Origin of the sequence: Stieleria bergensis (assembly GCA_007745635.1) — a bacterium.
GTDB lineage: Bacteria > Planctomycetota > Planctomycetia > Pirellulales > Pirellulaceae > Stieleria > Stieleria bergensis.
On record CP036272.1, the window covers coordinates 4354050 to 4378186 of the forward strand.

17 protein-coding genes and 1 rRNA gene are annotated in these 24137 nt (G+C 56.2%); 5 read left to right on the forward strand and 13 right to left on the reverse strand.

Translation table 11 applies throughout. The features are described 5' to 3' along the window. A partial coding sequence (locus SV7mr_RS25460) for a hypothetical protein (RefSeq protein ID WP_419187441.1) occupies positions 1-200 on the forward strand: 200 nt, incomplete at its 5' end. 10 nt (positions 201-210) lie between these two features. On the opposite strand, the gene SV7mr_RS15425 is transcribed toward SV7mr_RS25460, so the two are convergent. Further along, positions 211-1741 (reverse strand): 16S ribosomal RNA (locus SV7mr_RS15425). Positions 1742-2354: 613 nt separating this feature from the next. Then, positions 2355-2552, reverse strand: coding sequence for a hypothetical protein (locus SV7mr_RS15430; protein ID WP_145273967.1), 198 nt, complete (start codon positions 2550-2552; stop codon positions 2355-2357). Between the two features lie 90 nt (positions 2553-2642). Here SV7mr_RS15430 and SV7mr_RS25465 point away from each other — a divergent pair, with 90 nt between their 5' ends. After that, positions 2643-4754 carry an ATP-binding protein gene (locus SV7mr_RS25465; RefSeq protein WP_419187442.1) on the forward strand — a complete coding sequence of 704 codons (2112 nt, stop codon included), beginning with the start codon at positions 2643-2645 and terminating at the stop codon, positions 4752-4754. Between the two features lie 115 nt (positions 4755-4869). Here the strand turns inward: SV7mr_RS25465 and SV7mr_RS15445 are convergent, their stop codons facing one another. Further along, on the reverse strand, positions 4870-5331 hold the full coding sequence (locus SV7mr_RS15445; RefSeq protein WP_145273974.1) for a PEGA domain-containing protein: 462 nt from the start codon (positions 5329-5331) through the stop codon (positions 4870-4872). Positions 5332-6393: 1062 nt separating this feature from the next. Continuing rightward, entirely contained in the window at positions 6394-7548 is a 1155-nt protein-coding gene (locus SV7mr_RS15450) for an SMP-30/gluconolactonase/LRE family protein (RefSeq protein ID WP_419187443.1), read from the reverse strand. Between the two features lie 282 nt (positions 7549-7830). On the opposite strand from SV7mr_RS15450, the gene SV7mr_RS15455 reads away from it, so the two are divergent. Next, positions 7831-9531 carry a DUF6666 family protein gene (locus tag SV7mr_RS15455; protein ID WP_419187444.1) on the forward strand — a complete coding sequence of 567 codons (1701 nt, stop codon included), beginning with the start codon at positions 7831-7833 and terminating at the stop codon, positions 9529-9531. 43 nt (positions 9532-9574) lie between these two features. On the opposite strand, the gene SV7mr_RS15460 is transcribed toward SV7mr_RS15455, so the two are convergent. From SV7mr_RS15460 to SV7mr_RS15485, 6 genes are all read right to left on the reverse strand, one after another. Next, entirely contained in the window at positions 9575-10564 is a 990-nt protein-coding gene (locus SV7mr_RS15460; protein ID WP_145278487.1) for an AAA family ATPase, read from the reverse strand. Between the two features lie 286 nt (positions 10565-10850). After that, a complete protein-coding gene (locus SV7mr_RS15465; protein ID WP_145273980.1) occupies positions 10851-12287 on the reverse strand; it encodes a DUF4350 domain-containing protein in 1437 nt (478 codons plus the stop codon). Next, positions 12284-13162, reverse strand: a complete 879-nt coding sequence (locus SV7mr_RS15470; RefSeq protein WP_145273983.1) for a hypothetical protein — start codon at positions 13160-13162, stop codon at positions 12284-12286. The genes SV7mr_RS15465 and SV7mr_RS15470 overlap by 4 nt, the downstream gene beginning before the upstream one ends. Then, positions 13159-14256, reverse strand: a complete 1098-nt coding sequence (locus SV7mr_RS15475; RefSeq protein WP_145273987.1) for a hypothetical protein — start codon at positions 14254-14256, stop codon at positions 13159-13161. The genes SV7mr_RS15470 and SV7mr_RS15475 overlap by 4 nt, the downstream gene beginning before the upstream one ends. A gap of 3 nt (positions 14257-14259) precedes the next feature. Next, positions 14260-15327: a stage II sporulation protein M gene (locus SV7mr_RS15480; RefSeq protein ID WP_145273990.1), complete on the reverse strand. Its 1068-nt coding sequence runs from the start codon at positions 15325-15327 to the stop codon at positions 14260-14262. Then, positions 15324-16460, reverse strand: coding sequence for an RDD family protein (locus SV7mr_RS15485; protein WP_145273993.1), 1137 nt, complete (start codon positions 16458-16460; stop codon positions 15324-15326). The genes SV7mr_RS15480 and SV7mr_RS15485 overlap by 4 nt, the downstream gene beginning before the upstream one ends. Positions 16461-16820: 360 nt before the next feature. On the opposite strand from SV7mr_RS15485, the gene SV7mr_RS15490 reads away from it, so the two are divergent. Beyond that, positions 16821-18410: an Nramp family divalent metal transporter gene (locus tag SV7mr_RS15490; protein WP_419187445.1), complete on the forward strand. Its 1590-nt coding sequence runs from the start codon at positions 16821-16823 to the stop codon at positions 18408-18410. 16 nt (positions 18411-18426) lie between these two features. Here the strand turns inward: SV7mr_RS15490 and SV7mr_RS15495 are convergent, their stop codons facing one another. The 3 genes from SV7mr_RS15495 to SV7mr_RS15505 are packed head-to-tail and all read right to left on the reverse strand — an operon-like array spanning position 18427 to position 21798. Next, positions 18427-19764 carry a polysaccharide biosynthesis protein gene (locus SV7mr_RS15495; RefSeq protein WP_145273996.1) on the reverse strand — a complete coding sequence of 446 codons (1338 nt, stop codon included), beginning with the start codon at positions 19762-19764 and terminating at the stop codon, positions 18427-18429. 46 nt (positions 19765-19810) lie between these two features. Continuing rightward, entirely contained in the window at positions 19811-20875 is a 1065-nt protein-coding gene (locus tag SV7mr_RS15500; RefSeq protein WP_145273999.1) for a glycosyltransferase family 2 protein, read from the reverse strand. Beyond that, positions 20875-21798, reverse strand: a complete 924-nt coding sequence (locus tag SV7mr_RS15505; protein ID WP_145274002.1) for an FkbM family methyltransferase — start codon at positions 21796-21798, stop codon at positions 20875-20877. Before SV7mr_RS15505 ends, SV7mr_RS15500 begins: the two co-directional genes overlap by 1 nt. 555 nt (positions 21799-22353) lie before the next feature. Between SV7mr_RS15505 and SV7mr_RS15510 the strand changes: the two genes are divergently transcribed. Beyond that, positions 22354-23979 carry a hypothetical protein gene (locus tag SV7mr_RS15510; RefSeq protein WP_145274005.1) on the forward strand — a complete coding sequence of 542 codons (1626 nt, stop codon included), beginning with the start codon at positions 22354-22356 and terminating at the stop codon, positions 23977-23979. Positions 23980-24137: the final 158 nt, after the last annotated feature.

Below are 24137 nucleotides of genomic sequence, written 5' to 3' on the forward strand. Positions count from 1 at the left end.
TCGGTGGGCGAGTGATGGGGCGTGGCATTTTTTGGCGCTTCGAAGCGCGCACGAAAAAACCCGCTTTGGAAGGCGACGATCCAAAGCGGGCTTTCGTGATGTTTGGTGGTGAATCTGAAGTAAACTTCGTTGTTGAGTCGAGTTGCGAGATCACTTCCACGGATTCGGAAGACTCTGTCACCAGTGTCTCCCTATTCTAAGAATCCTTAGAAAGGAGGTGATCCAGCCGCAGGTTCCCCTACGGCTACCTTGTTACGACTTAGTCCCAATCGTCGAGCTGACCTTAGGCGCCTGCGTCAGTAAACTGTACGCTCAGCGACTTCGGGCCCTCCCAACTTTCGTGGCTTGACGGGCGGTGTGTACAAGGCTCAGGAACACATTCACCGTAGTATGCTGACCTACGATTACTAGCGATTCCGGCTTCATGCAGGCGAGTTGCAGCCTGCAATCCGAACTGAGGCACGGTTTTTGGGATTTGCTCCACCTCGCGGCTTTGCTTCTCTTTGTCCGTGCCATTGTAGGACGTGTGCAGCCCTAGACATAAAGGCCATGAGGACTTGACGTCATCCCCACCTTCCTCCGGTTTGACACCGGCAGTCTCTCTAGAGTCCCCGGCATTACCCGCTGGCAACTAGAGATAAGGGTTTCGCTCGTTAAGGGACTTAACCCGACATCTCACGACACGAGCTGACGACAGCCATGCAGCACCTGTGCAAGAGCTCCCCGAAGGGCACTCTCTACTTTCATAGAGACTCTCAAGCATGTCAAATCTAGGATAAGGTTCTTCGCGTATCCTCGAATTAAGCCACATCCTCCACCGCTTGTGTGAGCCCCCGTCAATTCCTTTGAGTTTCAGCCTTGCGACCATACTCCCCAGGCGGAACACTTAACGCTTTCGCTACGGCCGAGAGGATGTGGAAGTCCCCTCAACCCAGTGTTCATCGTTTACGGCTAGGACTACCGGGGTATCTAATCCCGTTCGCTACCCTAGCTTTCGTGCCTCAGCGTCAGTAAAGACCCAGTGTCGCGCCTTCGCCACCGGTGTTCCCTATGATATCAACGCATTTCACCGCTCCACCATAAGTTCCCGACACCCCTGTCTTCCTCAAGCCTGACGGTTTGAAACGCAATTCCACGGTTGAGCCGTGGGCTTTCACATCTCACCTGCCAGGCCGCCTACGCACGCTTTAAGCCCAGTGATACCGAATAACGTTTGGACGGTTCGTCTTACCGCGGCTGCTGGCACGAACTTAGCCCGTCCTTCCTCTGAAGATCGGTCAGGGCCTGCTCTTCACAGGCCTTTCCTCCCAACTGACAGCGGTTTACAACCCGAAGGCCTTCATCCCGCACGCGGCGTCGCTCGGTCAGACTTTCGTCCATTGCCGAAGATTCTCGACTGCAGCCACCCGTAGGTGTCTGGGCAGTGTCTCAGTCCCAGTGAGCCGGGCCATGCTCTCACACCCGGTAACCATCGCAGCCTTGGTAGGCCATTACCCCACCAACAAGCTAATAGTACGCGGTCCGATCCACAGGCGGAATCACACCATTTGATCCAAAGATATTATCCAGTATTACTGCCGGTTTCCCAACGCTATCCTGGTCCTCTGGGTACGTAACCACGCGTTACTCTCCCTTTCGCCGCTGTCCGTCTCTTAGCAAGCTAATTGACTTCTCGCACGACTTGCATGCCTAATCCACGCCGCCAACGTTCATTCTGAGCCAGGATCAAACCCTTCAATTTTGTATCGATTCACAACCGCCGCCGAAGCGATGGCTGGAGAAATCAAAGTTAAAACCGAAAGCTTAATTCTGCTCCGGGCCGCATCGGTTGCGCGGCCCAGCGATTCGCCATTTTTCGCTGAAGTGAGTTAACACTCCAGCAAAGCGATCTCGCTACTGCTGAACTCAACAAATAATTCACCACCAAATTGTCAATGATCGGTTACACGCGGGACAGAGTTGTTTTGAAGCAACGTTTGTCGTTTGTGTGGGCGGAAATGTAAGGCCGTTGCTTCTTGTCCGCAAGTGGCTAGATGAACTTTTGTTGAATATTCCCTCGGCGCGTTTGCCTCGGCGCTCGTGAGTGCTATTGAGTTGCGGCTCAAACACCGCTAATTGCGGCGTTTACGGTGCAATTAATCTCGCGGGCCATTCTCCAATTCATTCTCCCGAATGCGCACTTCTGCCGTTCCTTCGCCTCCTGGCAGGCTGTTTTCAGTGAAAACTGGACTGCAACACAGGCTGCCGACGGCGTTTCTGAGCAATGCTTGCAATGTGACTGCGTTCCAATTCAATGCGAGGTCCAGCGAATCGCCCCTCCCTGGCTGTCAGGTGTGGGCTGATTGACTGGGAACTCAACCGGCTGCGAACTGATCGGTCTGTGCCCCAGACGCCTGACTGAGTTGACCGCGGCGCTGACGATCGCCTGCAAATTCGGCATTTCCGCCACGATTGATCAAGCAGGCAAGTTCAACCAGCGGCCAGCGCGGAACCATCACACCGCTCCACAAACCGTCCAGCGGGTCTCCCGTAAAGGTCGATACCCGCTCCATCGGCGCCCCAAGTCCATCCGATTTGCGGAGCTCCTGAGTTTCAACGCAGTTTCGCCGAAATCACGATCGCACCCTAAAGCCTGCCCGCCCATGTCTACCACACCCCAACCACCAAGTACTCCCGGTGATGCTGACGCCCAACTGGATGCGTTGCTTTCACGTATCAACGCATTGGCGGGTGCTGATGGAACTGCTGAAAAGCAACAACCACGACCTGCATCGATGCCGGCTGAAGATGCCAGCCCAACGACTGGCGTGACAACGTCTGCGCCAAACAGCGCAGCCCCCCAGCAGATGGCTGCTTCGGAAACCCCGGAGTTCCGCACTCCGAAGATGCCCCGGCCAAAGGAACTGGACGCGGCCCTCGCCGCTCAGGCCACCAGGGATCAAAACCAGCCTCCGGCACCTCAACCGCCTGCTCCGCAACCCAGAATGCCAGCTTGGCCACAAGGCGATGGACGAAACGGCCCCGGCCCCAGCCAGCCCGTTGCCGCCAGCCCGGCGATGCCGATGCCGCCTAGCCAAACCAATGCTGGACAGCCATGGCCTGGACAACCTGGTCCTGGACAACCTGGTCCTGGACAACCTGGTCCTGGACAATCTGGTCCTGGGCAATCTGGTCCTGGGCAGCCAGCCGCCCCCAGCACACCAGCAGTGGCACTGCCCCCGGCTGGTCAACCAATGGCCGCCCCGATGATGCCTCAACCAGGCGCTGCCGGGCACAGCACTCCAAGCCAGCCACCAGCAGCTCCGTTGAGCGAAGCCACTCATGCGGCACCGCCCATTGCAACCAGCGCGGCGCCATCCTCCGCGGTCGCGCCACCACCGGGCGTCCCTGGAACTCCGGCGCTGCACCAAAGTTCCCACTCCATGCCGACACAGTATGTGGCCGACGGCCCGCAAGCGCTGCGGAAGCCCATGGGCTTCAAGCCATCACGTGACGAAGCATGGCGGCCCGCCGAGCCGGAAAACTTGCTTCAGGGCAACATCAATGAATCCATCCTGGAAGCCATCGTCTACCGTTCGCTGCTGAACATCGGGGAATGCCAAGGACGCGACATTGCCGAAAACGTCAAGGTCCCCTTCCGCATGCTGGAACCGCTGCTGGCGCGGCTAAAGATGGAACAGAACATCGCCTACAAAAGCGCAACGGCAACGAATGACTACGTCTACATCTTGACGGAATCAGGTCGCAAGATCGCGCGCAACCATAACAATGACTGCACTTACGCAGGCTCCTGTCCGGTCGTTTTAAGCGACTACGTTAAGAGCGTTCGCTACCAAACGATTGAAGGACAATTCCCCAAGAAAGACAATCTACTGCGTGCGTTTCATGACCTGCTGATCAACCCCAAAATCCTAAACCGCCTGGGGCCAGCTGTCGCCAGCGGCCGCGGGATGTTCCTGTTTGGCTTCCCCGGCAACGGTAAAACCTCGATCGCTGAACGAGTCACGAGCGCTTTTGGAAAACACGTTTGGATCCCGCGAGCCATTGATGTCGATGGCGAAATCATGCGTGTCTTTGACCCCATGAACCATGAACTGGACATGCCCGAGGACAGCTCCGGGCTCCTGGACGAAGCGGGCTATGACAAACGCTGGGTCCGAATCCTGCGACCAACCATCATCGCCGGTGGTGAATTGACGCTGGAAATGCTGGAAGTGATGAGCAACCGCGAAACCAATATCAGCGAGTCACCACTGCAACTGAAGAGCAACTGCGGCACCCTGGTGATCGATGACTTTGGTCGCCAAAAGATGCGCGTCGATGAACTGCTCAACCGCTGGATCGTCCCGCTGGAGAAACGCTATGACTTCTTAAACATGTCCAGCGGTAAAAAGATCCAGGTCCCCTTCGACCAACTGGTGATCTTCAGCACCAACCTGGAACCCAAGGACTTGGTTGATGACGCGTTCCTGCGGCGGATCCCGTATAAGATCGAAATCGAGAACCCACCGGAAAAAGACTTTCGCAAACTGTTCGAAATCATGTGCCGCGTGATCAAGGTTCCGTACAACCAAGACGCCATCGACTACCTGATCGAGAATCACTACAAGCCGATCAACCGACCGTTTCGCAACTGCCAACCCCGTGACTTGTTGCTGCAAGTGAAGAACTTCTGCCTGTACAACGGCCTGGAAGTTGAACTGCGAAACGACTACCTGGACTTCGCTGTCGAAAACTACTTCTCGGTGATGTAAACACTTCTCGGTGATGTAAACACGAGCTGACTGAGAAGATCACGCTGGCAACCTCACGCTGGCAATCTGACACATTGCCACCACGCATCTGCGTCGACCCACCGTAACCCCGCTCTCACTGCCGCGGTGCAGTGACGAGCCCGGCGCTTGACTGTCCCCTTAAACTCTCTGCGCGTGCCAACACTTCTTCTTGGCTGACGGTGGTTTTGGGAACCAACGTCACATCAATGATTCGCTCATCTCGCAGCTCGCCAGGCCAGAGCGTCTCGGCAAAGAAATCAACGCAGGGCCATTGATACCAAGGTGGTTTGAATTTGCGACGAATGGTTTCCGTCTGATAGCCATCCGCTTCAATCCGAAACTCTCGTGTTCCGTAGTAGACAAAGGGCGTGGCGGCCGGTGAAACACCAATCACTTGATTGTCTACCGAAACGGTCGCACCTGGCGGACTGGTGCGAACCATCATGCGGCGACGCACGCATCCGCTGCTCACGATCAGCAGCGTGAAACTCAACCACAACACTGCTGAACAAATGCGGCCGCTGGATCGACGGATGATGTGAGGTGTTCGTTGCATTGATCGATTCAGATTCCTGGCATCCATGTGGTTCATTCGGTGGCGAAACCCAGGGCCGTTTCCCACCCATCGAAAGGCGATTGAAGCCTCTGCGTTGTGCTTGCCAAGCAAGGCTTCTGATCTGCGATGTATCAATTTCTCAAGCGAAGCCGCTAGCCCGCTTCCAAATTCTGGGCCCACAGCACGGCAAACCAGGAAAGCACAGAAAGTTGGCCGGAGGGCCGAACGCAGCGATCCAATCATCGCCCATCGCCCGGCTGTGCACTTCAACGAAGCTCAAACACTGGATTTCCGCCGGCGATTCGCTGGATTTCTTGCCGCCCGAGTCCCCGGTGTGGTGAGGGGCACCCCCAAAAAACAACTGGAAAGTCCGCACAACCCGCAAGATTAAACACCAGTAGGTTCATTGAAGAGAAAACCTGCGGTTTAAGGAATTCTTGTCTCTTGTAGGACCTAGAGGACTGTAACAAGAATGCGGCGTCTTTCCGCCGTTTACCGCGGTTTTGCTCAAAATTGATTCAAGAACAGAAGGTTGAACCTCCCGAGATGAAAAGTTTGAAAGCTATCGCCGTTTGCTCGGCGCTGATGTTTAGCATGCTTGCTAGTAGCAACGCGTCCGCTGGCCTGTTTGGCCTTTGCCACTTAGATCGTTGCTGTGCTCCAGCCTGCTGCGAACCTTGCTGCAAGCCTTGCCCACCACCGCCAGCAGAGGTCTGCTGGTGCGTGAAAGATCCATGCACTTGCTGCACCTACCAAGTCTCTGCTTGCCTGCCAGCTTGCTGTGCAGGACAAACACCTTGCTTGGTTGATTGCCACCCTGGACTGTTCGGTCGCAAGATCCTGACCTACCGCTTCGATTGCGGTGAGTGTGTGGACGTGGTGATCACGAAGTTCGGCCGCACAATTGTCCGCTAAGCCAATTGTCCGCTAAGCCAATTGTCCGCTAAGCCAAGTGTCCGCTAAGCCAATTGTCGGACCAGAGTCGCTCGCGACGTGGACGGCCCGCTGAAGCGGCTGCATGCGAATTGCGAACCGCTTGATGCTGTTGGCTTGAAGTGTTGCTTACTTAAAAACAGGTTCCGCTGCTTTGGTTTTCCGATCAAAGCGGTAGACCTGTTTTTTTCTTGGATCGGCGACGTAGACAGCGTCCTGATCAGCACAGATACCGACGGGCAGATCCAGCGGCTCGCCTTGGTGCCAGATTTCGGTCTTGCCATCTTTGGTAAATCGCCAAATCGCTTTGCCGTAGCTATCGGTTACAAAGCCTTCTTCGCCTGCCCAAACCAGCCCGTTGGGGAACTGGTAGGGACGCTCACCCACAACCGTGGTTCCACGGTATTGCTGCGGATCCTCTTCGCTGGCAGGATCGATCATGACGACTGCGTTCGCATCGGGAGTGATTGCCCAGAGCATGCCTTCGGCATCGAACGACAGCGCTCGAGCATTGACGCCCTTGGCCACCAAAGCAGGCGTGCCGCCAGTGATCGGCAGTTTAAACACCGAGCGTCTTTCAGCATCGCCAACGTACAACGTCGTTCCGTCAGGCGAGACCGCCAGGGCCATCGGTATCCCGAGGTACCCTGCCGTCAGTGCTGTCAGCTGCGCCCCTGGCTTGGCAGCATGATAGATCTCTCGTGTGGCAGAATCGCTGATGAGCAGACCGCCTTCGGGATGTGCGATCGCACACCAAGGGCGGTTCATCGGCTTGCGATAAAGCTTTGTGCCCGGAGTATGCAGCGTAGAGGTCTCTCCCTCATGCAGCCAGACGCCCGGCAGATCAAGATCAACCACCGCCAGTCCCTTGCCAACGATCGAGACCGCGCGCGGATACGTAACCTTGGCGGTCGCTGCGTCGATCGGCTGGGGCACCGCAGCTGGCTTGGCAATGGCCTCCGGTGTATCGCTTGACTCAGCCGGCTTGTCGCTCTCAGCCGGCTTGTCGTCGCCGGCGGGTTGAGTCACTGGAACCGCTTCTGCCGTCGCTTGCGTGCCAGCTTCGTCGGTCTCCTGAGCCAGCCCTGCAACGGGGCTGGCACCGACGATCGCCATGAACAAAACGACTTGCCAGACCGTCCATCGAATTCCCATTTTCTTGGCAATGCCACCCAAACAGTTGCCCACTGAGCCATAATTTGAACGGTGAGGGCAGTCGGTCAAAACAGGCCAACCGCCCGCTAAACGCTGGGTTTTACGGGGCAATGTAGGTGCTTTCATCATGTTAAACAGTACCGGTTACAAAAACTTTTCTAATGGCAACGATTCTGCGGGCCGAAGATACCAGTGACATTTCATCAGTGGATGAATGCAACGCGGTACGGGGCAAGAACCGCACTGGGATAGCCTGCAACATTGTAGCCTAAATCCAAACATTCCGGCGCCCCGATTAACGTTCAACTAGAGAGCGGGGCAGCTCAGGAAATGATAACGTCAACCATCAAGTTGATGCCGTTCGCTCGGTCGATGATCTCAAAAAACAATGGATCAACGGCCCTGCACCAGATGCAATTGCAGCCTACCCTTCCCGGTCGGTCTGTCTTGCCAGCGCCTCCCACCACGCTGCAAGAAGCTGCCCCCCGGCATGCGGCTGGCAAACGTTCGCTAATCAAGCGCTGCGGCGTCGCAGTCGCGGTCGCGTTCAGCATGTTTGCAATGACAGTCAGCTTGGGCGCAGCGGCAACTGGACAGACTCCGGTCGTGCAGATGGCAGACAATGCCGTTCAAGCGGATCGCGTGAGCTTGGACGAAGCAAAAGCAGCGGTCGAAAACACCACCGAGAACGACAACCTCAGTGCGCTCGTTGAACTCGTTGTACTCCCGCTGCCATCAGACCCTAAATCTACACCTAGCGATCAACAATCTGCCTCCGAGGCTCAGGCGACTTCAGCGATCAAGCAGGTCAGCCATCAGCGAACGCTGCATTGCGACGAAGCGGTTTTCCCGACCGGACACTGGACGGCTAATTCAAACGCCCTGGCACCGAATTCATTGCTGACCGGCAGCGGACTGATTGCCGACAGCACGCTCCAAACTCAACACAGCGAACCCATCCAACCGGGAACCGCTCTGCCAGCCGCACCCTACCCTGGCCAGCCAACAGCAGATCCGTACTCGACGTACCCTGCACAGCAACTTCCCGGCCCTGGGTTGTTGCAACCCGGTCAATCGCAAACAGGCGCGACCTCTACACACAACGCCGGTTGCGTTTGCGGTAACGCCGGTTGCAGTGGCGGTGGCGGCGGTTACGTTGGCAGCAACTGCTATGCACCGTCGGGACTGCTGGGTGAAAAGGCTCCCTGTTCGGTTTGCAATGACCAAGCCCAGTACTGTCCCGCATGCAGCATGCCGCACTGGTTGGACTGCGCATCGCTTCTGACACGCTATGAATACGGAATCGGGGTCAATGCCTTCACTGGGCCCATCAATTACCCGCCGATCTCTGGTTCAATGCTGAACACACGTGGCACAGGCAGTTTTGGTTTCTATCAGTCGATGAACCATGCTACGCCACTGGACTTCGTTGGTTTGCCGATTGGCTGGCAGTCGGGAATGCGGCTGGTGGAATCCAATCTGTCCGGCGGCGGGAGCACCACGGATTCAAGATTCCAGTATTACTGGACCGGTGGTTTCTTTCATCGTGCGACCTGCGGCCTGCAGTTCGCCACGCTGTTTGATTACCAGCATCAAGACTGGTACTTCCGCGGCGACCTCTGGCAGTTCCGCAGCGAGTTCAGTTGGATGAACATGAGCGGCAACGACTGGGGCATCCAATGGATGGTGCCGATGGGAACCGAAGCGACCGGGGCGACGATCCTAGATGCCAGCGGATCGCAAATTCGTGAAACGATTCGCTACAACGCGACATCCCAAGTGAGATTCTTTTACCGCATTAACTTTGCTGATCCTCAGAGTCCAACGCCGTCCACGCTGAACCTGTTTCTTGGTGGAGCAGACGGGGATTTTGTCTTCGGCGGTGATTTTAATCAATCGCTGAGCCCAACACTGGGGCTGTACACCGGAGCGACCTATCTAAGCCCCGACCGCATCGACTCGGCCAGCAGCGGTTTTCGCGAGTCCTGGAACATCAGCTTCGGCTTGCAGTGGCGACCGGGGATCTTCATGAACCTCGAGCGTGGCCCGATGGCGCGTCCCATGCTAGACATCGCCGATAACGGCACCATGATGATCGACTGGAAACGCTAACCCGCGTCTCCGGTCCGACCCCATCCCAGGCAAGAATCCATGATCAGTCGCGTGGAACTTCGATTCCACGAATCATGGCCGACAGCTCCTCGTCGACATCACGGCCTTCGATCTCCGCTTCAGCGCTCAACTGCACTCGGTGCCGAAGTGCTGGAACAGCGATTTCAACAACGTCATCAGGAATCGCGTAGTCGCGTCCTGAGAATGCGGCCAGCGTCCGAGCACACTGCATCAAGGACAACCCAGCACGAGGCGATGCGCCGATGTGAAACGCCGGCCAGTTGCGAGTGGCGCGGACAACGCGGTTAATGTAAGCAACCAGTGAGTCTTCAACGTTGACCGATGCACACAACTGGATCAGGCTCCGCACCCCATCGGGATTGGTCACCGTGCGCACTTCATCTTGCAGTCGCTGGCTAAGGTCGACCTGTCGACTATGCAGCTTCAAGACTTCTGCTTCCTGTTCCTCACTGGGGTAATCGACCTTCAGTTTCAACATAAACCGATCAAGCTGTGCTTCGGGCAGGTTATAGGTGCCTTCACTTTCCAACGGGTTCTGAGTTGCCATCACCAGGAAGGGCTGTGGGACTGCATGACTGGTCCCATCGATGGTCACCGAATACTCCTGCATGATCTCCAGCAAGGCAGCATGAGTTTTGGCTGGCGACCGGTTGATTTCATCAGCCAACAACAGCTGCGTGAACACCGGCCCGGCTCGAAAACGAAACTCGCTGTTCTGCATGTCAAACACCGGTGCACCGGTGATATCAGAGGGCATCAAGTCAGCGGTAAACTGAATCCGCCCAAAGTCACAGCCCAAAACACGTCCCAGCGTCCGCACAAAGAGTGTCTTACCGAGCCCTGGCACCGATTCGATCAGCACGTGACCACCAGCGAACAGCGCGGTCAACGTTCCCAGCACCAATTCGTCCTGTCCCACAAAGATCTTGCCAACTTCACGGGTGATTTCGTGAAACAGCGATTCCACCTTTTCAAACTTGGGACTCTTCTGCGTTGGCGAGAACGCTCCCACGCGAGCGGGCTGATTGCCAGCGGCTGCTGCATCGCCCGAGGCGCCACCAAGTGACGACGAGGGATTGGACAAAGATTCACCGGAAAGTAGCTCACCGGAGAGCAAGTCATCGGGTGCTTGATTGGGGTCTTGTTCGTTCAACGTTGACTCTCGCGTTTATTGTCTCGATGTTGCGGTTTCAGATGAATAAGTTGTTCCGCCCACGTCGACCATGGGCATCAAAATGAGATCAAGAGAAAAGGTCGCCGTCGGTCCCAGTCCCTGCGTTGCCAACGTTCGTGCCAGGTTACTGACGTTCAGTTGGCTGGCCTTCAGGTGGCTGTGTGTTTGTTTGCGATCTGCGTTTGTCTAACGATAGCGTGTTGACGGTCACTTTGCGAACCGTTGTTGCCGCGCCCTCGCTGCCAGCGACCCAAGGACCGTGGGTTTCACCACGAATGCGCGTCATGTAGTCGCCGATCCGCTGCCTAGCGAACTGTTCGCCACCGCGTTTTTGCATTAAGACCGCAACGGCTTCAATGTGGTCGGCAAAATCCGTCAGCTGTTCATGAGGCACCTTCTTGGGGCGGCCCAGAACTGGCATCAGCATCAAACAGATCACCAAGCCCAACACTGCGCCATGAATGGTCACGACACTCAAGGGATACTTGGCCAGCATTTCCGCACCGGTCGCACGAGGAATTTCGGCCATCGGCTCGCTGACCAAAATCCCGCCCGCCGCATCGGTGAAAGCCACCAACGATCCGTTGGCTAACTCGGCCTGCGTCGGCTGGTTGCCAGCTCCCATCGCCACCGCATCATCAATCAAGGATTGCGCAAGAGACTGATTGTTGGGATCGGTTAAACCAAAGTTTGTTAGCGCCGAACCGTTGGCCACCACCAGGACCTGTGAATCTGGCCACTGGTCACTGACCACCTTGGCCACCAAGGTGTCTCCGTCTTCGGTGGTCACCAGCGGCGTGAGCTCTGAGTCCGCGGAAACGTCTGACGCCTCATACCACTCGACGTAATCCGACGCGGACGGTCCTGTCGGGCCATTAAAACTGCCCGAGCGATTGATCATGGCATTCTTGTCCAAGGTCTCCACCACCCACTCGGACGAACGTCGTTGCAAGTCACCACTGGCCAGCGAAGGCGCTTGACCATCCGATCCACCTTTGGCGTCTACACTGGTCGGCTGCGCGTTGTCGCCCTGGCCGTTTCGCAGCGAGACCATGGGGGAATAACTTAATTGGGGACGGACAGTAAACCAGTTCCCTGGTGAATACGCCGATCGCCGCACTTGATAGGCGTGTTCACGCACCAGGACTTCGGCATAACGGCGACGATAATTCAGACGCTGACTCGGTTCGGTTAGCGGGTACGCCTGGGCATAGAATGCAGCCTCACTGCCGCTGTCGGGCACCACGTAGACCAGCGTGCGACGCCCTTGTCGCATCCAATTGTTTAGCCAAGTGACATTCTCCCAGGTGAGCGGATTCATCTGCGGGGGTGTCCAGACGATCACCGACACATTTCGCATTCGATCAGACATCCGAGTCAGATCGGTGGACTGATAGCCCGCATCTTCCCAGCTTTGTCGAAAGGCGGTAAAGCCATTCAAGCTACTGCGGGCAAAATAGCCTTTGCTCTTGCCGTAGTCCGTTGTTAACTGGCTGCCACAGCCGACCATCAACCCGAATAACCCACAGAGCAGGAATCGATAAACGGTGGATACTTTCATGCCATTGCCTCCTTTTCGGCGACGCTGGATTCCAATTCACGATTCTGTAACCAAAGCCTCGTGAACAGATCGTCGGCCAAAGCGTGCCGGCCAAAATACGAGGCTTCAAATGCCTGGCTGGTCTGTTTCAGCCACTGTCCAACGGCGGCATCCTGACGCCCGCTTTCACGAACGTAACGCCCGTTTGTCTTGCCTCGGTTGAGACGCAAATAACCCGCTTGATCTAAAATCAAAAGCTGATGGCCCAACAACAGAATGATTGCCTGGTCATATTGCCCTTCCTTCATCAGCCGCTCGCACTCGGTGCGCAAGTTGACGTCGGTTCGTCGCAACTCAGCCGGAAGATGCTTGATTCGTTCAAGCAACTGTTCATTCGGAAGCTCACCCTCATCACCGTCATGACCTCCGCCGGTTCGCTGCGAGCGTTCCGAACGACTCATCATATACAGCACCGACCCGATGATCAGCAGCGCGATCACGATCACCAATGCCCAGGCCATCAAATGGCCAAATGTGACGCTTGAATTGAACAGACCGCTGGAGGTGCTGGCCGTGGTGCCTCCTGTCGCTGTGTTGGTCGAAACGCTGGTCTTGACAGTCTTGGGTTTCGGCAGCCATCGACTCTTGCGATTGATGGAGTCAGCGGTGGGAATCTCGACGCGGACAGGCTTGATCTGCTTGGTCTCCGCATCATACCAAGGGCTACTGGCGAGCTGTTTTTGAATGCTTGGAACGCCCGCTGTGGAGGCTTCACCGGGCTGTGGCGTTGCCGCCTGGCCGAACGCCACCCCAGCGGGCAGCAGGAACGCCAGACAACAGGCAGCGGCGAAACTCAACCGTCGAGCCGCCAATGGATTGAAAGTTCTTAGCATCATCCACCTCCACGCAGTGACGCAGGCTCGGGTGTGGCAGGCTCGGGTGTGGCAGGCTCGGGTGTGGCAGGCTCGGGTGTGGCAGGCTCGGGTGTGGCAGGCTCGGGTGTGGCAGGCTCGGGTGTGGCAGCGACGTTCTTTTGTGACGCACTGCGCCCGCTGACGGTCGCCTCACCAAACCCCTCGTCCTCAGGAAACTGCCGCAGGACTTCGGCGCGGATCGCTAATTCGACGTCCCAGCCCTCGGTGCGAATCCGAGAATCAACGTAACACAACATCCGCAGCACGACACTGAGTGCACCAGCGATCCACAAGGCGGCCGGGTAAAACACCAACAACACCACCCGGCCAATGTCCCAATAACCGACGATCACGCCTCGTAACCAGTACATGCTGTAGAACAGCCCGCCAGCAATCACCATCAACATCACCGACGTCCCCACCCAGCGGCCACTGGCGTCACCACCGGCAGCGCGATGCAGAGCGCGAGAGCGTTTGGACAACGTGATTTGCCCGGGATCCTTTGACCGCAGCGGACACAGTTCCAGGAGAATCATTTCGGGGACGTAGGGTTTGGAGCCCCTGATCACCAAAGCGATCAGGAACAGAATCACAACCAAAAACCACGCCAACGTCACGAAGTCGCTTTCTCCTAAACCCAACGAAAACATCGCGGCAATGAACATCATCGGCACGGCTAGCCGCCTGACGGCCAGACAATAGAACCAACTCTTCCAGCGTTTCCTGGCGGAACTCAATGCCCGCCGCACGCTGGGCTGTTTTTCAAACACCGCCTGGCCCAAAGCAACCGTCGTCACCACGCCAGCGGACGGGACTTGCAAAAAGATTAGGAATCCCATCAACACCAGGTAGCTAAACAAGCGACCTGCCGACTGCTCGTCATCCCACCCGAATTCCATTTCAACCAATGGAATCCAACCCAAGATCAATGTATTGGCAATGATCCAAGGGAACGCGCCGATCAGGAAACTGGAAAACAACATCTTGGGATACTGATAAATCAGCACCAACATCAGATCGCCAATTTCGCTCAGCGTGCGAACGCGGACGGCAACATGCGTTTGATCTAATTGCATGGATCACCCCGCCTGCTGTGCGCTGGAGGCCTCGTCACGCAATTCGCCAAATCGAACCGATCGTCGCAAGGACTGATCGACCGCTTGTGTGCGTGGGAAACCTAACACCACGAAATAAAGACTGATCAGCATCGCAGAGAAGATTCCAAACCCGACCTTGACGATGTAGGGCGCACCACTGGGCGACAAAAACCCCTCGGTAAAGGCCGCCAGAATAAACATCATGGCCGCCGCCGAAATGATTGGCACGGCCCGTTTCCCAGCGCGACGAATCGAATCCACTCGATCCAAACCTTCGGTGTAGAACACTCCCATACCAATTCGTAGCCCCGCACCAGCGGACAACGCGATCGCAGTCAACTCTAACGGACCATGCGCAGTGACAAACTGCAAAAAGTTCTCCGTGCCGCCAACTCCGTCACGCACCATGTATCCAAACACAGAGCCCAGCACCACCGCATTGTACGCCAAGACAAAGATGGCAGGAATCACGAGCATGCCCAGCGCAAAGCACTGCAAGCCGATCTGTGTGTTGTTGCGAATGTAGAATCCAGCCATCACGCTGTTGGTTCCAGTGGCACGACCGAAATCGAATTCTGAATAATTGGCAGAAGTCGCCTCCAACTGATCTGTCCCACACACAGCTTCGGCAAAACCGGGGAACTGCTTGTCAGACATGCCCATGAACATCGCCAGAGCAAACAGGCCATAAAAAATCAGTGCGGCGACGCGAACACAATTGTCCGAAAAGATCCGCCGTGGCGCCTCGTGAATCAGCATGTTAAAAAAGCTGGCCACATTGGCCGATTCGGTTCGGTACAGCTGGTTGTGGGCACGAGCCACCAAGCGGTGCAAGTACGTCACCGTATTGGGCGGCAACTGGTAGGCATCGGCCAAAGCCAGATCAGCACAGGCCGCTCGGTAAAGCGACGAAAATCGCATGACGCCCTGCGCACCACGATATTGCGGACCCGCTTTGTCGGTCTTGCCACTGACCTCCATGGCCTCGCAAAACCTTTCCAGCTCATTCCAGTCCTTGCGTCTCTTTTCAAGCAGCTTGGCAACGTTCATGGTTGGTCTTCCCGATTCATGCTCGGCCCCGTTGGCGGTTGACTCATGGTGTTAGGCTTGCCGGTTGATTCCCACACGCTGGATGCAGATCCTGCCTGAGAGCTGGCTGGCCGGCTAGAGGGGATCGCAGCTGGCTCTACAACCGCTGGGCTGCCAACTGCCTGAGGGACTGCTGGTGAATTGACTGCTGGTGGTGGATTGACTGCTGGCGGCGATTGGTTCAGCCGATGCGCGTCTCTGGCCAACGGGCTGTAATTCGAAAGATTCCCGACGTCAGGCAACGGAGCGCTGCTGTCCTTCAAAAACGTCTGGTAGTAAAGCGCATAGAGCAGCAGGTCCGGATCGATGTCCTTGCGAAACTCAAACAACTCGCCCAGGGGATCGGCCAAGGCACGCGCCACTTCGGTTCGCCGACCGGGAGTCAGAAACGCTCGCCGTTCCACATAGGTTGCCAAGGTTCGTGACATCCGTCGCGTGACGCGGTAGTCAGCCGGGATGAACGAGGCCAATGCGGGGACTCTCGGATCATCGACCTTTGCCACCGGCAATTGCCACTTCCGTTCATCCACCACCACCATCGTCCCGGCAGCCAAGTCACCGAGCCGTTGTAAGCGACGGGTCATCATCATGGTGATCAATCCAACCATCCCCGTTGGCAACCCCAGCATCCCCAGTGGCACCAACCAGACCAGAGCACCAAACTCCATGCCGACGCTGGTAAACGCGATGGGAAAAAAATCGGCAACACGGACTAAGTTGCGTAGTAAAGCGCTACGCGGTGTGACGGCACGTCCATCAATCTCAATCACGCGCAACCCACAGATCCACTTACCAACTGTTCGTCCGTTGAAATGAGCTTCCATCAGGGTTCCATAGAACCAAGCAACAAACAAGGTCGCCGCGATGAATAGCCCAACGCCCAAGACCTCCAAAATCGCCGTCACAGTGGTGGTCAGCAGGAAAGCGATCAAGCCTAACAAGAACCCCAACCCGATGTTGATCCCAATGACGACAAAGACATCAATCACGAACGCAGGCAAACGGCGAAACGGACCAGCCAACTGGTATTCAAACGCGATGTTCTCGGGAGTGACAACGCCTATCGTCGTATCAAGTGGCTGATCAGCGGCCATCGATGCCTTCTTTACCGTGTCGATTGTTTCAAGGGCTAGGGATGCGGTCGTGCTTGTCGGGCACCGTCTGGTTTGGCACAACGCGCCGGCGTTGGACAGTTTGCATTTGTCGGCTCGATGGCCAAGGAGTGAAAAGCAATGGAAGCACAGCAAGCAAAGAACGAGCTAAGCATGTCGAGCTAAGCATGTTCTGGTCGAGACTCTCGCTTCACTGGTCAGCGCAACGCAGTGACACCCTCTTCTAGTATCGACCGCTCCCCTGCCGGCTGCAAGCATCCCCTGCCCCCATCCGGGAATCTTCTTCCAACTTCTGGTCGTCAATGAACCACTCAAGGGCGCCTTCTGCTACACTGCTCCGCCATGAGTGAAATCCAAGAACCCCCAAAATCGTTTTTTCGCATCCTGTTTGCTGTTGGGCCTGGGTTGATCGTCGCCGGCTCCATCGTGGGCAGTGGCGAACTGATTGCGACAACGCATACCGGCGCCAAGGCCGGCTTCTCGCTGCTCTGGTTGATCCTGATTGGCTGTGTGATCAAAGTGTTCGCCCAGATTGAGTTCGGACGTTACGCCATCATCAGTGGCAAAACGACCATGACGGCAATGAACGAGGTTCCCGGCCCACGCATCAAGGGTCGTGGCAACTGGTTGGTTTGGTATTGGTTAATCATGTGGTTCGCCAGCATTGCGCAGCTGGGCGGGATCGTTGGCGGCGTCGGCCAGTCGCTTGCCATTAGCGCGCCGATGACCGAACAAGCCAAGGCCTACAACGCGGCCGCTGATTTGGAACAGCGGCAACAGATTGACAGCTACTTGGCTGAATATGAACGTCGTCAGGGCGCATCGAAGGCAGAACAAGCAGAGCTGGCAGCCTCCAATGAAACCGCTGCCTTGACCGCTGCCGCTCCACGAGAGACCGAAAACTATTGGGCGGAATACGACCAAGCCTACCCAGTTGGTGAAGCCCAAGCGCGCAGCCTGCCGTACGACACGGTGATTTGGGCTGCCATGATCGCAGTGGTCACCAGCGTGATTCTAGTCATCGGGCGTTACAACCTGATCCAAACCTTCAGCACCGCGCTGGTCGGCTCCTTCACCGCCTTGGTGGTGCTGAACGTTTATTGGTTGCAGAGCAAGGCCGAGTTTGCCTTCAGCGCCCAAGAGTTTTGGACGGGCATGGTGCCCTTTGGTTCCGAAACCGAAAACTGGAAAGAGTCTACTTACGCAGCTCTGGCGACCTTCGGCATCATTGGCGTCGGGGCGGCGGAACTGGTCACCTACCCGTATTGGTGTCTCGAGAAAGGCTACGCCAAGTTCACCGGCAAGAACGACAACAGCCAGGCATGGAAAGCACGCGCCAAGGGCTGGATGCGTGTGATGCAAGTTGACGCCTGGGGAGCGATGTTGATTTACACGTTCTCGACCATTGCGTTTTACGTCTTAGGAGCCTCGGTCTTGCACCGCGTTGGCTTGGCCCCTGAGAAGTCCGACATGGTGCGGACGTTGGCCGTGATGTTCCAACCAGTGTTTTCCGAATGGGCGTCAATGATCTTCTTGTGTGGCGCCGTCGCGGTGCTGTACTCCACCTTTTTCGTCGCCAACGCTTCACACGCTCGCGCGTTTTCCGATTGCCTGCGAGTGATCGGCGTGATCAAACCGGACGAGGTCACACGTCAAAAGTGGATTCGCTTTCTGAGCGGATTTTTCCCAATCCTTTGCTTGGTGATCTTTATCTTCATCCCCGATCCGAAAGGGCTTGTTCTGATCAGTGGCATCGCGCAAGGGGTAATGCTGCCGATGCTGGCGGGTGCGGCTTTGTATTTTCGCTACAAACGCTGTGTGGAGGAATTGAAGCCCAGCACGTTCTGGGACATGTGCTTGTGGCTATCGGCCTTGGGCATGCTGATCACCGGTACTTGGACCGTGTACTCACAGCTTAGCAAGTGGCTCTAGGCCGGTAAGCGATCCGCTACACCGTGAGTTGCTTTCGCAATCGCAGATACGCCAGCGTGTGAACAGGGAACGTCACCGCTGCCACCGTCACTGTGTAAGCGATCAGCAAACCATCGACGCCGCCCCAGTAACCGCCGGCCCAAACCGAGATGGCCAGGATGCCAAATCCGATCACCGTTGCGGCGGTCAGCGGGTTTCGTTTCTGGGCAAGCACATACATGCCTTGCAGTGTCACCAGATGAATCAGCAAGTTCCCGGCAGCATAAATCAGCAATTGACTTGGCGTGAGAAAACGATCTTGCAACGACTTGCCCACCCAAGTCTCTAACAGCGGCAGGCCAAGCAGAATGACCAGCAATGCTGCCAAGCCCAAGACCATCAACGTGGTGGACAGCAAAGCGACCTGACGCCACAGCGTTCCCGCACGCTCGCGATCGCCCGCCCCGTGATACTGGGAGATCAACGGGAACTTTGTCTGCCCCCAGGCCATGGCCAACATCCCGATCGCTGAAGTCACAGAAAGCGTTGTCCCCAAGGGTGCCGCCAGATCAGCCGACCAGAATCGAATGATGATGATCGTGAAGAACTGCGTGGCAACGTGGCACACCAAACTGATGGCCGCCATGCGCCATTGAATGGGCAGCACTTCTTCAATCCAAGAAAATGAAGCCTGTTCCGCAGCGGCGTCCCGAACACAGGAAAACACGTCGCGATGACGCCAATGAATCAGTCCCCAAGTCCAGAGTGCCTGAACCGCCGAAGACAGCGGCAAGACCCACAAACCTGCCCCCAGCACCAAGCCCAACCAAACGACGAAGCTACCACAACCGAACTGCAGGAACCGAAACAGATACACGTCTTCCCGGTACCCAACGGCTTCTAAGAACGCCACCGAAGGCGTCAGCGCCACCGAGAGAGCGGATCCCAAAATCAGCCAGACCAGCGGCCAGATCCAATCCGAACTCTCTTCGGTCCAAAACGTGTAGACGCCCAACGCCAACCCCACCGCCACATAAACCAGTGCAGCGCGAGCAAACCAAGTCCGCGAAGACTCAAGCAAGGCCTGCAACCGAGCCAAAGTCTTGGCAGGCGACTGCGGTAATCGAGTGGCTCCACCGGCCGCAAATTCGTGGCTGGCCTGTGTCACCAACACGCTTGGCAATCCAAGCTCAAAGAAGGCCTGAATACCGACCACGCTGATCAGACCGTAATACAGCCCCTGCTCTGACAATGACATCATGCCAATCACCAGCGCAATGGTGACCGGACCCGACAAAGTGTGCCAGAGTCGAGTCAGCAACACCCATTGCAGAGATCGATCGAACTGCAAACGATCGGAGATTAACTTTAACATCGAAGCGTTTGAAAAGCCTCCGCGCTGCCGGCAATGCTTTCAATCATCAGCCTGCCTTCCTGAAGCGTCGTTTCACATGCACCGCCCAGCGTGCAAGACGATACGCACTGAAACGCGGCAAGGTTCTGATTTGCGGTTGTTGACCAGGAACAAAACGTTTCGTTCGATTGCCAAGACAAGTCACCGTGTCCATCAAACACAGTAACATCGCCGCCCAGACCAGTGGCTGGCCCGGATGACGCCCAAGAGCGGTCCAGCTCATCCGCAAGCCTGAATAGGCGTTCCCGTGTTTGAGCGCGATATTGATCCAGTACAAACGGCGATTGCGATCATCAAGGTGCGGATCATTGATTGGATGAACCAGCGACTGGCGCGTTTGCAAGCCACGCCGAATGCGGGCTTCGTTCAAAATTTGGTGACCTTGTTCCTTTTGAACGTGAGTTAAGGTCCAATTGGCCGAGGCCGCATGCACACGATACAGCAGGTGCAGTCGATCGACATTCACGATGGGAGCCAGTTCCGTCAACCTCAGCCACAGATCATAATCCTCCGCGGCATGGTACTTTTCGCGGTAGCCGCCGGCTTGAAGAAGCTTGGAACGTTTCGTCGTCACGCAGGACTGAAAGAACGCATTGGCATGGCCTTCGACGTGCCGCTGTTCAATCGCAGCAGACTCTAAGGGATGCTCAATCGGTCCCAGCGGTAACCCATCAGGCAACATTGCATAGCCTTGACCACCGACCGCTGCGAGCTCAGAGTCCTCGTTCCAGCGTGAGACCTGATCGGTCAACCAAGTCGGGGTCGCCAAGTCATCGGCGTCGATCCAAGCCATGAACTCCGTCTCGCAGGTTTCCAACAACCGTTGCCGAGCAAGAGCGCGACCCTGGTTCGCTTGACTGATGACCACCATCGCCGGATCTCTTTCAGCCATCTGCTGAGCGAGCGCTAAGGTTTGATCGGTGGAGCCATCATCGAGCACAAGAATGCGGACCTTGCCCGGATAGTCTTGTGATTGCACGCTGCGAATCGTGTCCGGCAAATACGATTGCAAGTTATAAGCCGGAATAGCAACCGTCACCTCCGGCCACTCGCCGGCGTCTCCGGCGCTCATCAACCCTGCTCCCGACCGGCTGTCGCGTCACCGCTTGTCTCGCCAGCGGTTAACCGTTCCGGCTGAAAAAGGATTCTCACCGGAGACTCTGTCACTGTTTCTAGGCACTCGCGAGCCTGTTGGTCCTGGTTGTGCACCCACAAGACGGGCAAGGTCTCTTTGGTGGGCGACAACGCCAAGGCAATGTAATCAAGCGTTTGCATCTGGTTGGCGCACTGAAGCGCTTCGCCAACACCATGAGTTTCCACCAAGACGCGTGGACGAGCGGTTCGAAACAAATTGACTCCGCCGGACAGGATCGCCGCCTCAGCCCCTTCGGCATCGATTTTGATCAAGGCCGGCACGGCGGCATCAATTTCGTCAAGCGTGACGACGGGAACGCTCTGAGCACCAAAGTCCGGATAATTCTGATCTGCCAGTGGCGTCTTCACTCCGCCGTAGTCTTCCAAATACGCCATGGAGTCATCTTGACCATCCTGGGCGAAACGCAGCACCATTTCACCAGACTGTCCCGCCACGCCTTGCTGATGGACGTGCACGTGATCGAGCCCCGACGTTGCCATCCCCTGTCGCAAGCGATCAACATGCGCTGGCAAAGGATCAAATGCATTGACACTGCCCTGTGGAACCAGCTTTGCCATCAAGGAGGTAAAGTAACCATAGTGGCTACCAATGTCCCAGCAATGATCATCGGGCGCCAACAACTGTGCCATCACCAAGCTGGTCGTCGGTTCATAGGCACCATTGACAATCAACTCAGTCAATTCGCTCGGCCGAGGTAAAATCAAAGTCACGCCGGCGGCGGGCCCATCGGTCAGCTGGACCGGGCCAAACTGAACTTCAGGCTCCGGTTCGGCAAGCATCTCCCGCACCCCCCTAACCATGGGACGGAGAACAGATCGAATGGCATGTCGAACAGGCATAAGTTTCTTAATCTTTCTTCCAGCAGCACGTCTGGTTTCCCAGCCAATTCGCTCCGCTAACAGCGAAGCCACCAGGCAGAACGTCCACCTGAGGACTGCGAACACGCGGCGAGATTCCGCCCCAGCGATGCCAAAGACAAACCCAGCGTCGCCAAAGACAAACCCAGCGGTGCCCACAAAGCAAGAGAGATCCTGGCCTTGGCGGCTGCAGCGGTGGGCTTTTCGCCGACACTATAACAGCTTCACGGAAAAATTGACCTTCAAACAGGGCATCGTCCCGACTGGACGCCTCGAGATTTGCCCGAGCACCGAAGATTTGCCGCGATTTTGTCGCGTTTATTCCGGTCACAACGCCAATTCCGCTGTCAGGTCCGGCTACTGTTTTGCAATGAACCGCTCTTTGCTATAATTTTCGGGTATCAGTACTAGACTTCTAGAGCGGTCATTCGGCTGGCAGCGTCAATTGTTCAGGCCGGCCCGAATGCCTTCGACAGCGGAAACTCGCATGCTCTGGTCAACTGCCGACAGCTTTTCCTTTTTCTTTTCGAGCGAACGATGAACAACTTCACTCTGCGGGCCGCTTGCTCCATCCTCTTGTTGACCAGCATGCTTTGCCTGGGCGGTCAACAAAGCGATGCGTACACGCCGGAAGACCCTGTCGTTAAGAACATGGTTGGAAAAGCGATTCAGTACTTGAACAGCGCCCAAACGGCGCCGAATGAGCTGGTCCTGGTCGGCTACACGCTGATGAAGGAGAATCACAACGCACAAAACCCCGTCGTCCAAAAGGCCCTTGCGGAAGCCCAAAAGTACGCCGCAAAAGCGGCCCGGGAACACACTTCAAAATCAAACTATGAAGCCGCAATCTCGGCACTGCTGTTCTGCGAAGTCGATGTCGACAAATACCGCAGCGAACTGAATACGATCGTTGAATACTTCAATCGAGTGCAACCATCGCACGGTGGTTACACCTACCCCGCCGAAAAGAAAGGGGACACCTCACAGACTCAGTACGTCATTCTGGCTTTGTGGACGCTGGACATTCATGATTTTTCCATCGATTATTCGCGTCTGCAATTGTCGATGAATTGGCAGCTTCGTGTTCAGGATCCCACCGGTGGATTTCCCTATCAAGGCGAGCTGCCCGCCGGCGGACAACTCATCAAACAGCACGAAGTCACTGAAAGCATGGGTTATGCGGGCGGTTCGATTCTCTTAATCGGCGGCGATGTGCTGGGCATGTGGGGAGACACGAAGACCCAAGAAGACCCTTCGTTGATCGATCTGCCCAAAGCGATCAAAGAGGTCAAAATCGACCCCAACGCGAAAAAGAAGAATAACCTCAGTCGCATTCCCAACGCACGCCTGGTGGATTCATGTCGGCGAATGGAAGGCTGGCAACGAGCAAACAACAACAAGAACCGCATGTCCGGACAGTTCTACTATTACTCGTGCTACACCGAGGAACGCTACCAGAGCTTTTCCGACATCGCCCAAGGCCAGCCGATCGCCGACAATACACCTTGGTACAACCGCATCGTTGATGAACTCCGCCAAAAACAAAGTGCTGATGGTTCTTGGCTACGAACCAACGGGATCGGTGCCCCAGCGAACACCTGCTTTGCAGTCCTGGCCCTGATTCGCAGCACCAAGAAGGCGCTGAATCAGGCCTATGGTTCAGACACTCAGGGCGGCTACGGATTTGGAAAAGACGTTAGCAACTCGACGCTGACCGCTGATGGCAAAGCAACCCAGCCCAGTGCTGCACAGTCGATGGACAATATGCTGAAACTGCTTGAAGCCTCTGGTGCCGACAAGCTAGATGGCCAGGCACTGGCGGAAAACATGAAACTCTCACGCGATCCCAAGAAACGTGCCAACGAGATCGATCAAATGGAGCGAATCCTGCGAGGGAGCGAGTCTCACCAAGCACGCCGAGTTGCCGCACGTGTGCTAGGAACGGCAGACAGCTTTGATGTGGTTCCAACACTGATCTATGCACTCAGCGACCCCGATCCAGAGGTTCCAAGATTTGCCAGAGACTCATTGCGATTCATCAGTCGTAAATTTGAAGGCTTCGACATGCCAGATGTGCTTGATGAGGCTTCGAGACTCAATGGCGAATTGGCGTGGCAAGACTGGTACAAGACCGTGCGTCCAGACTACGAATTCACCGATTGATCAAACGGTTTCGCACCCAAACAAGGCGTTAGCCGAAAGCCCAACGCCGTCGATGCCAAAGCTGTGAACGTCTCGCACAGGACGCAGGCTACGGGGCACAGGCTTCAGGCAATCGGGAAACACATCTCTAATTCCAAAGCAGCGCGTTGCGCTGCCTC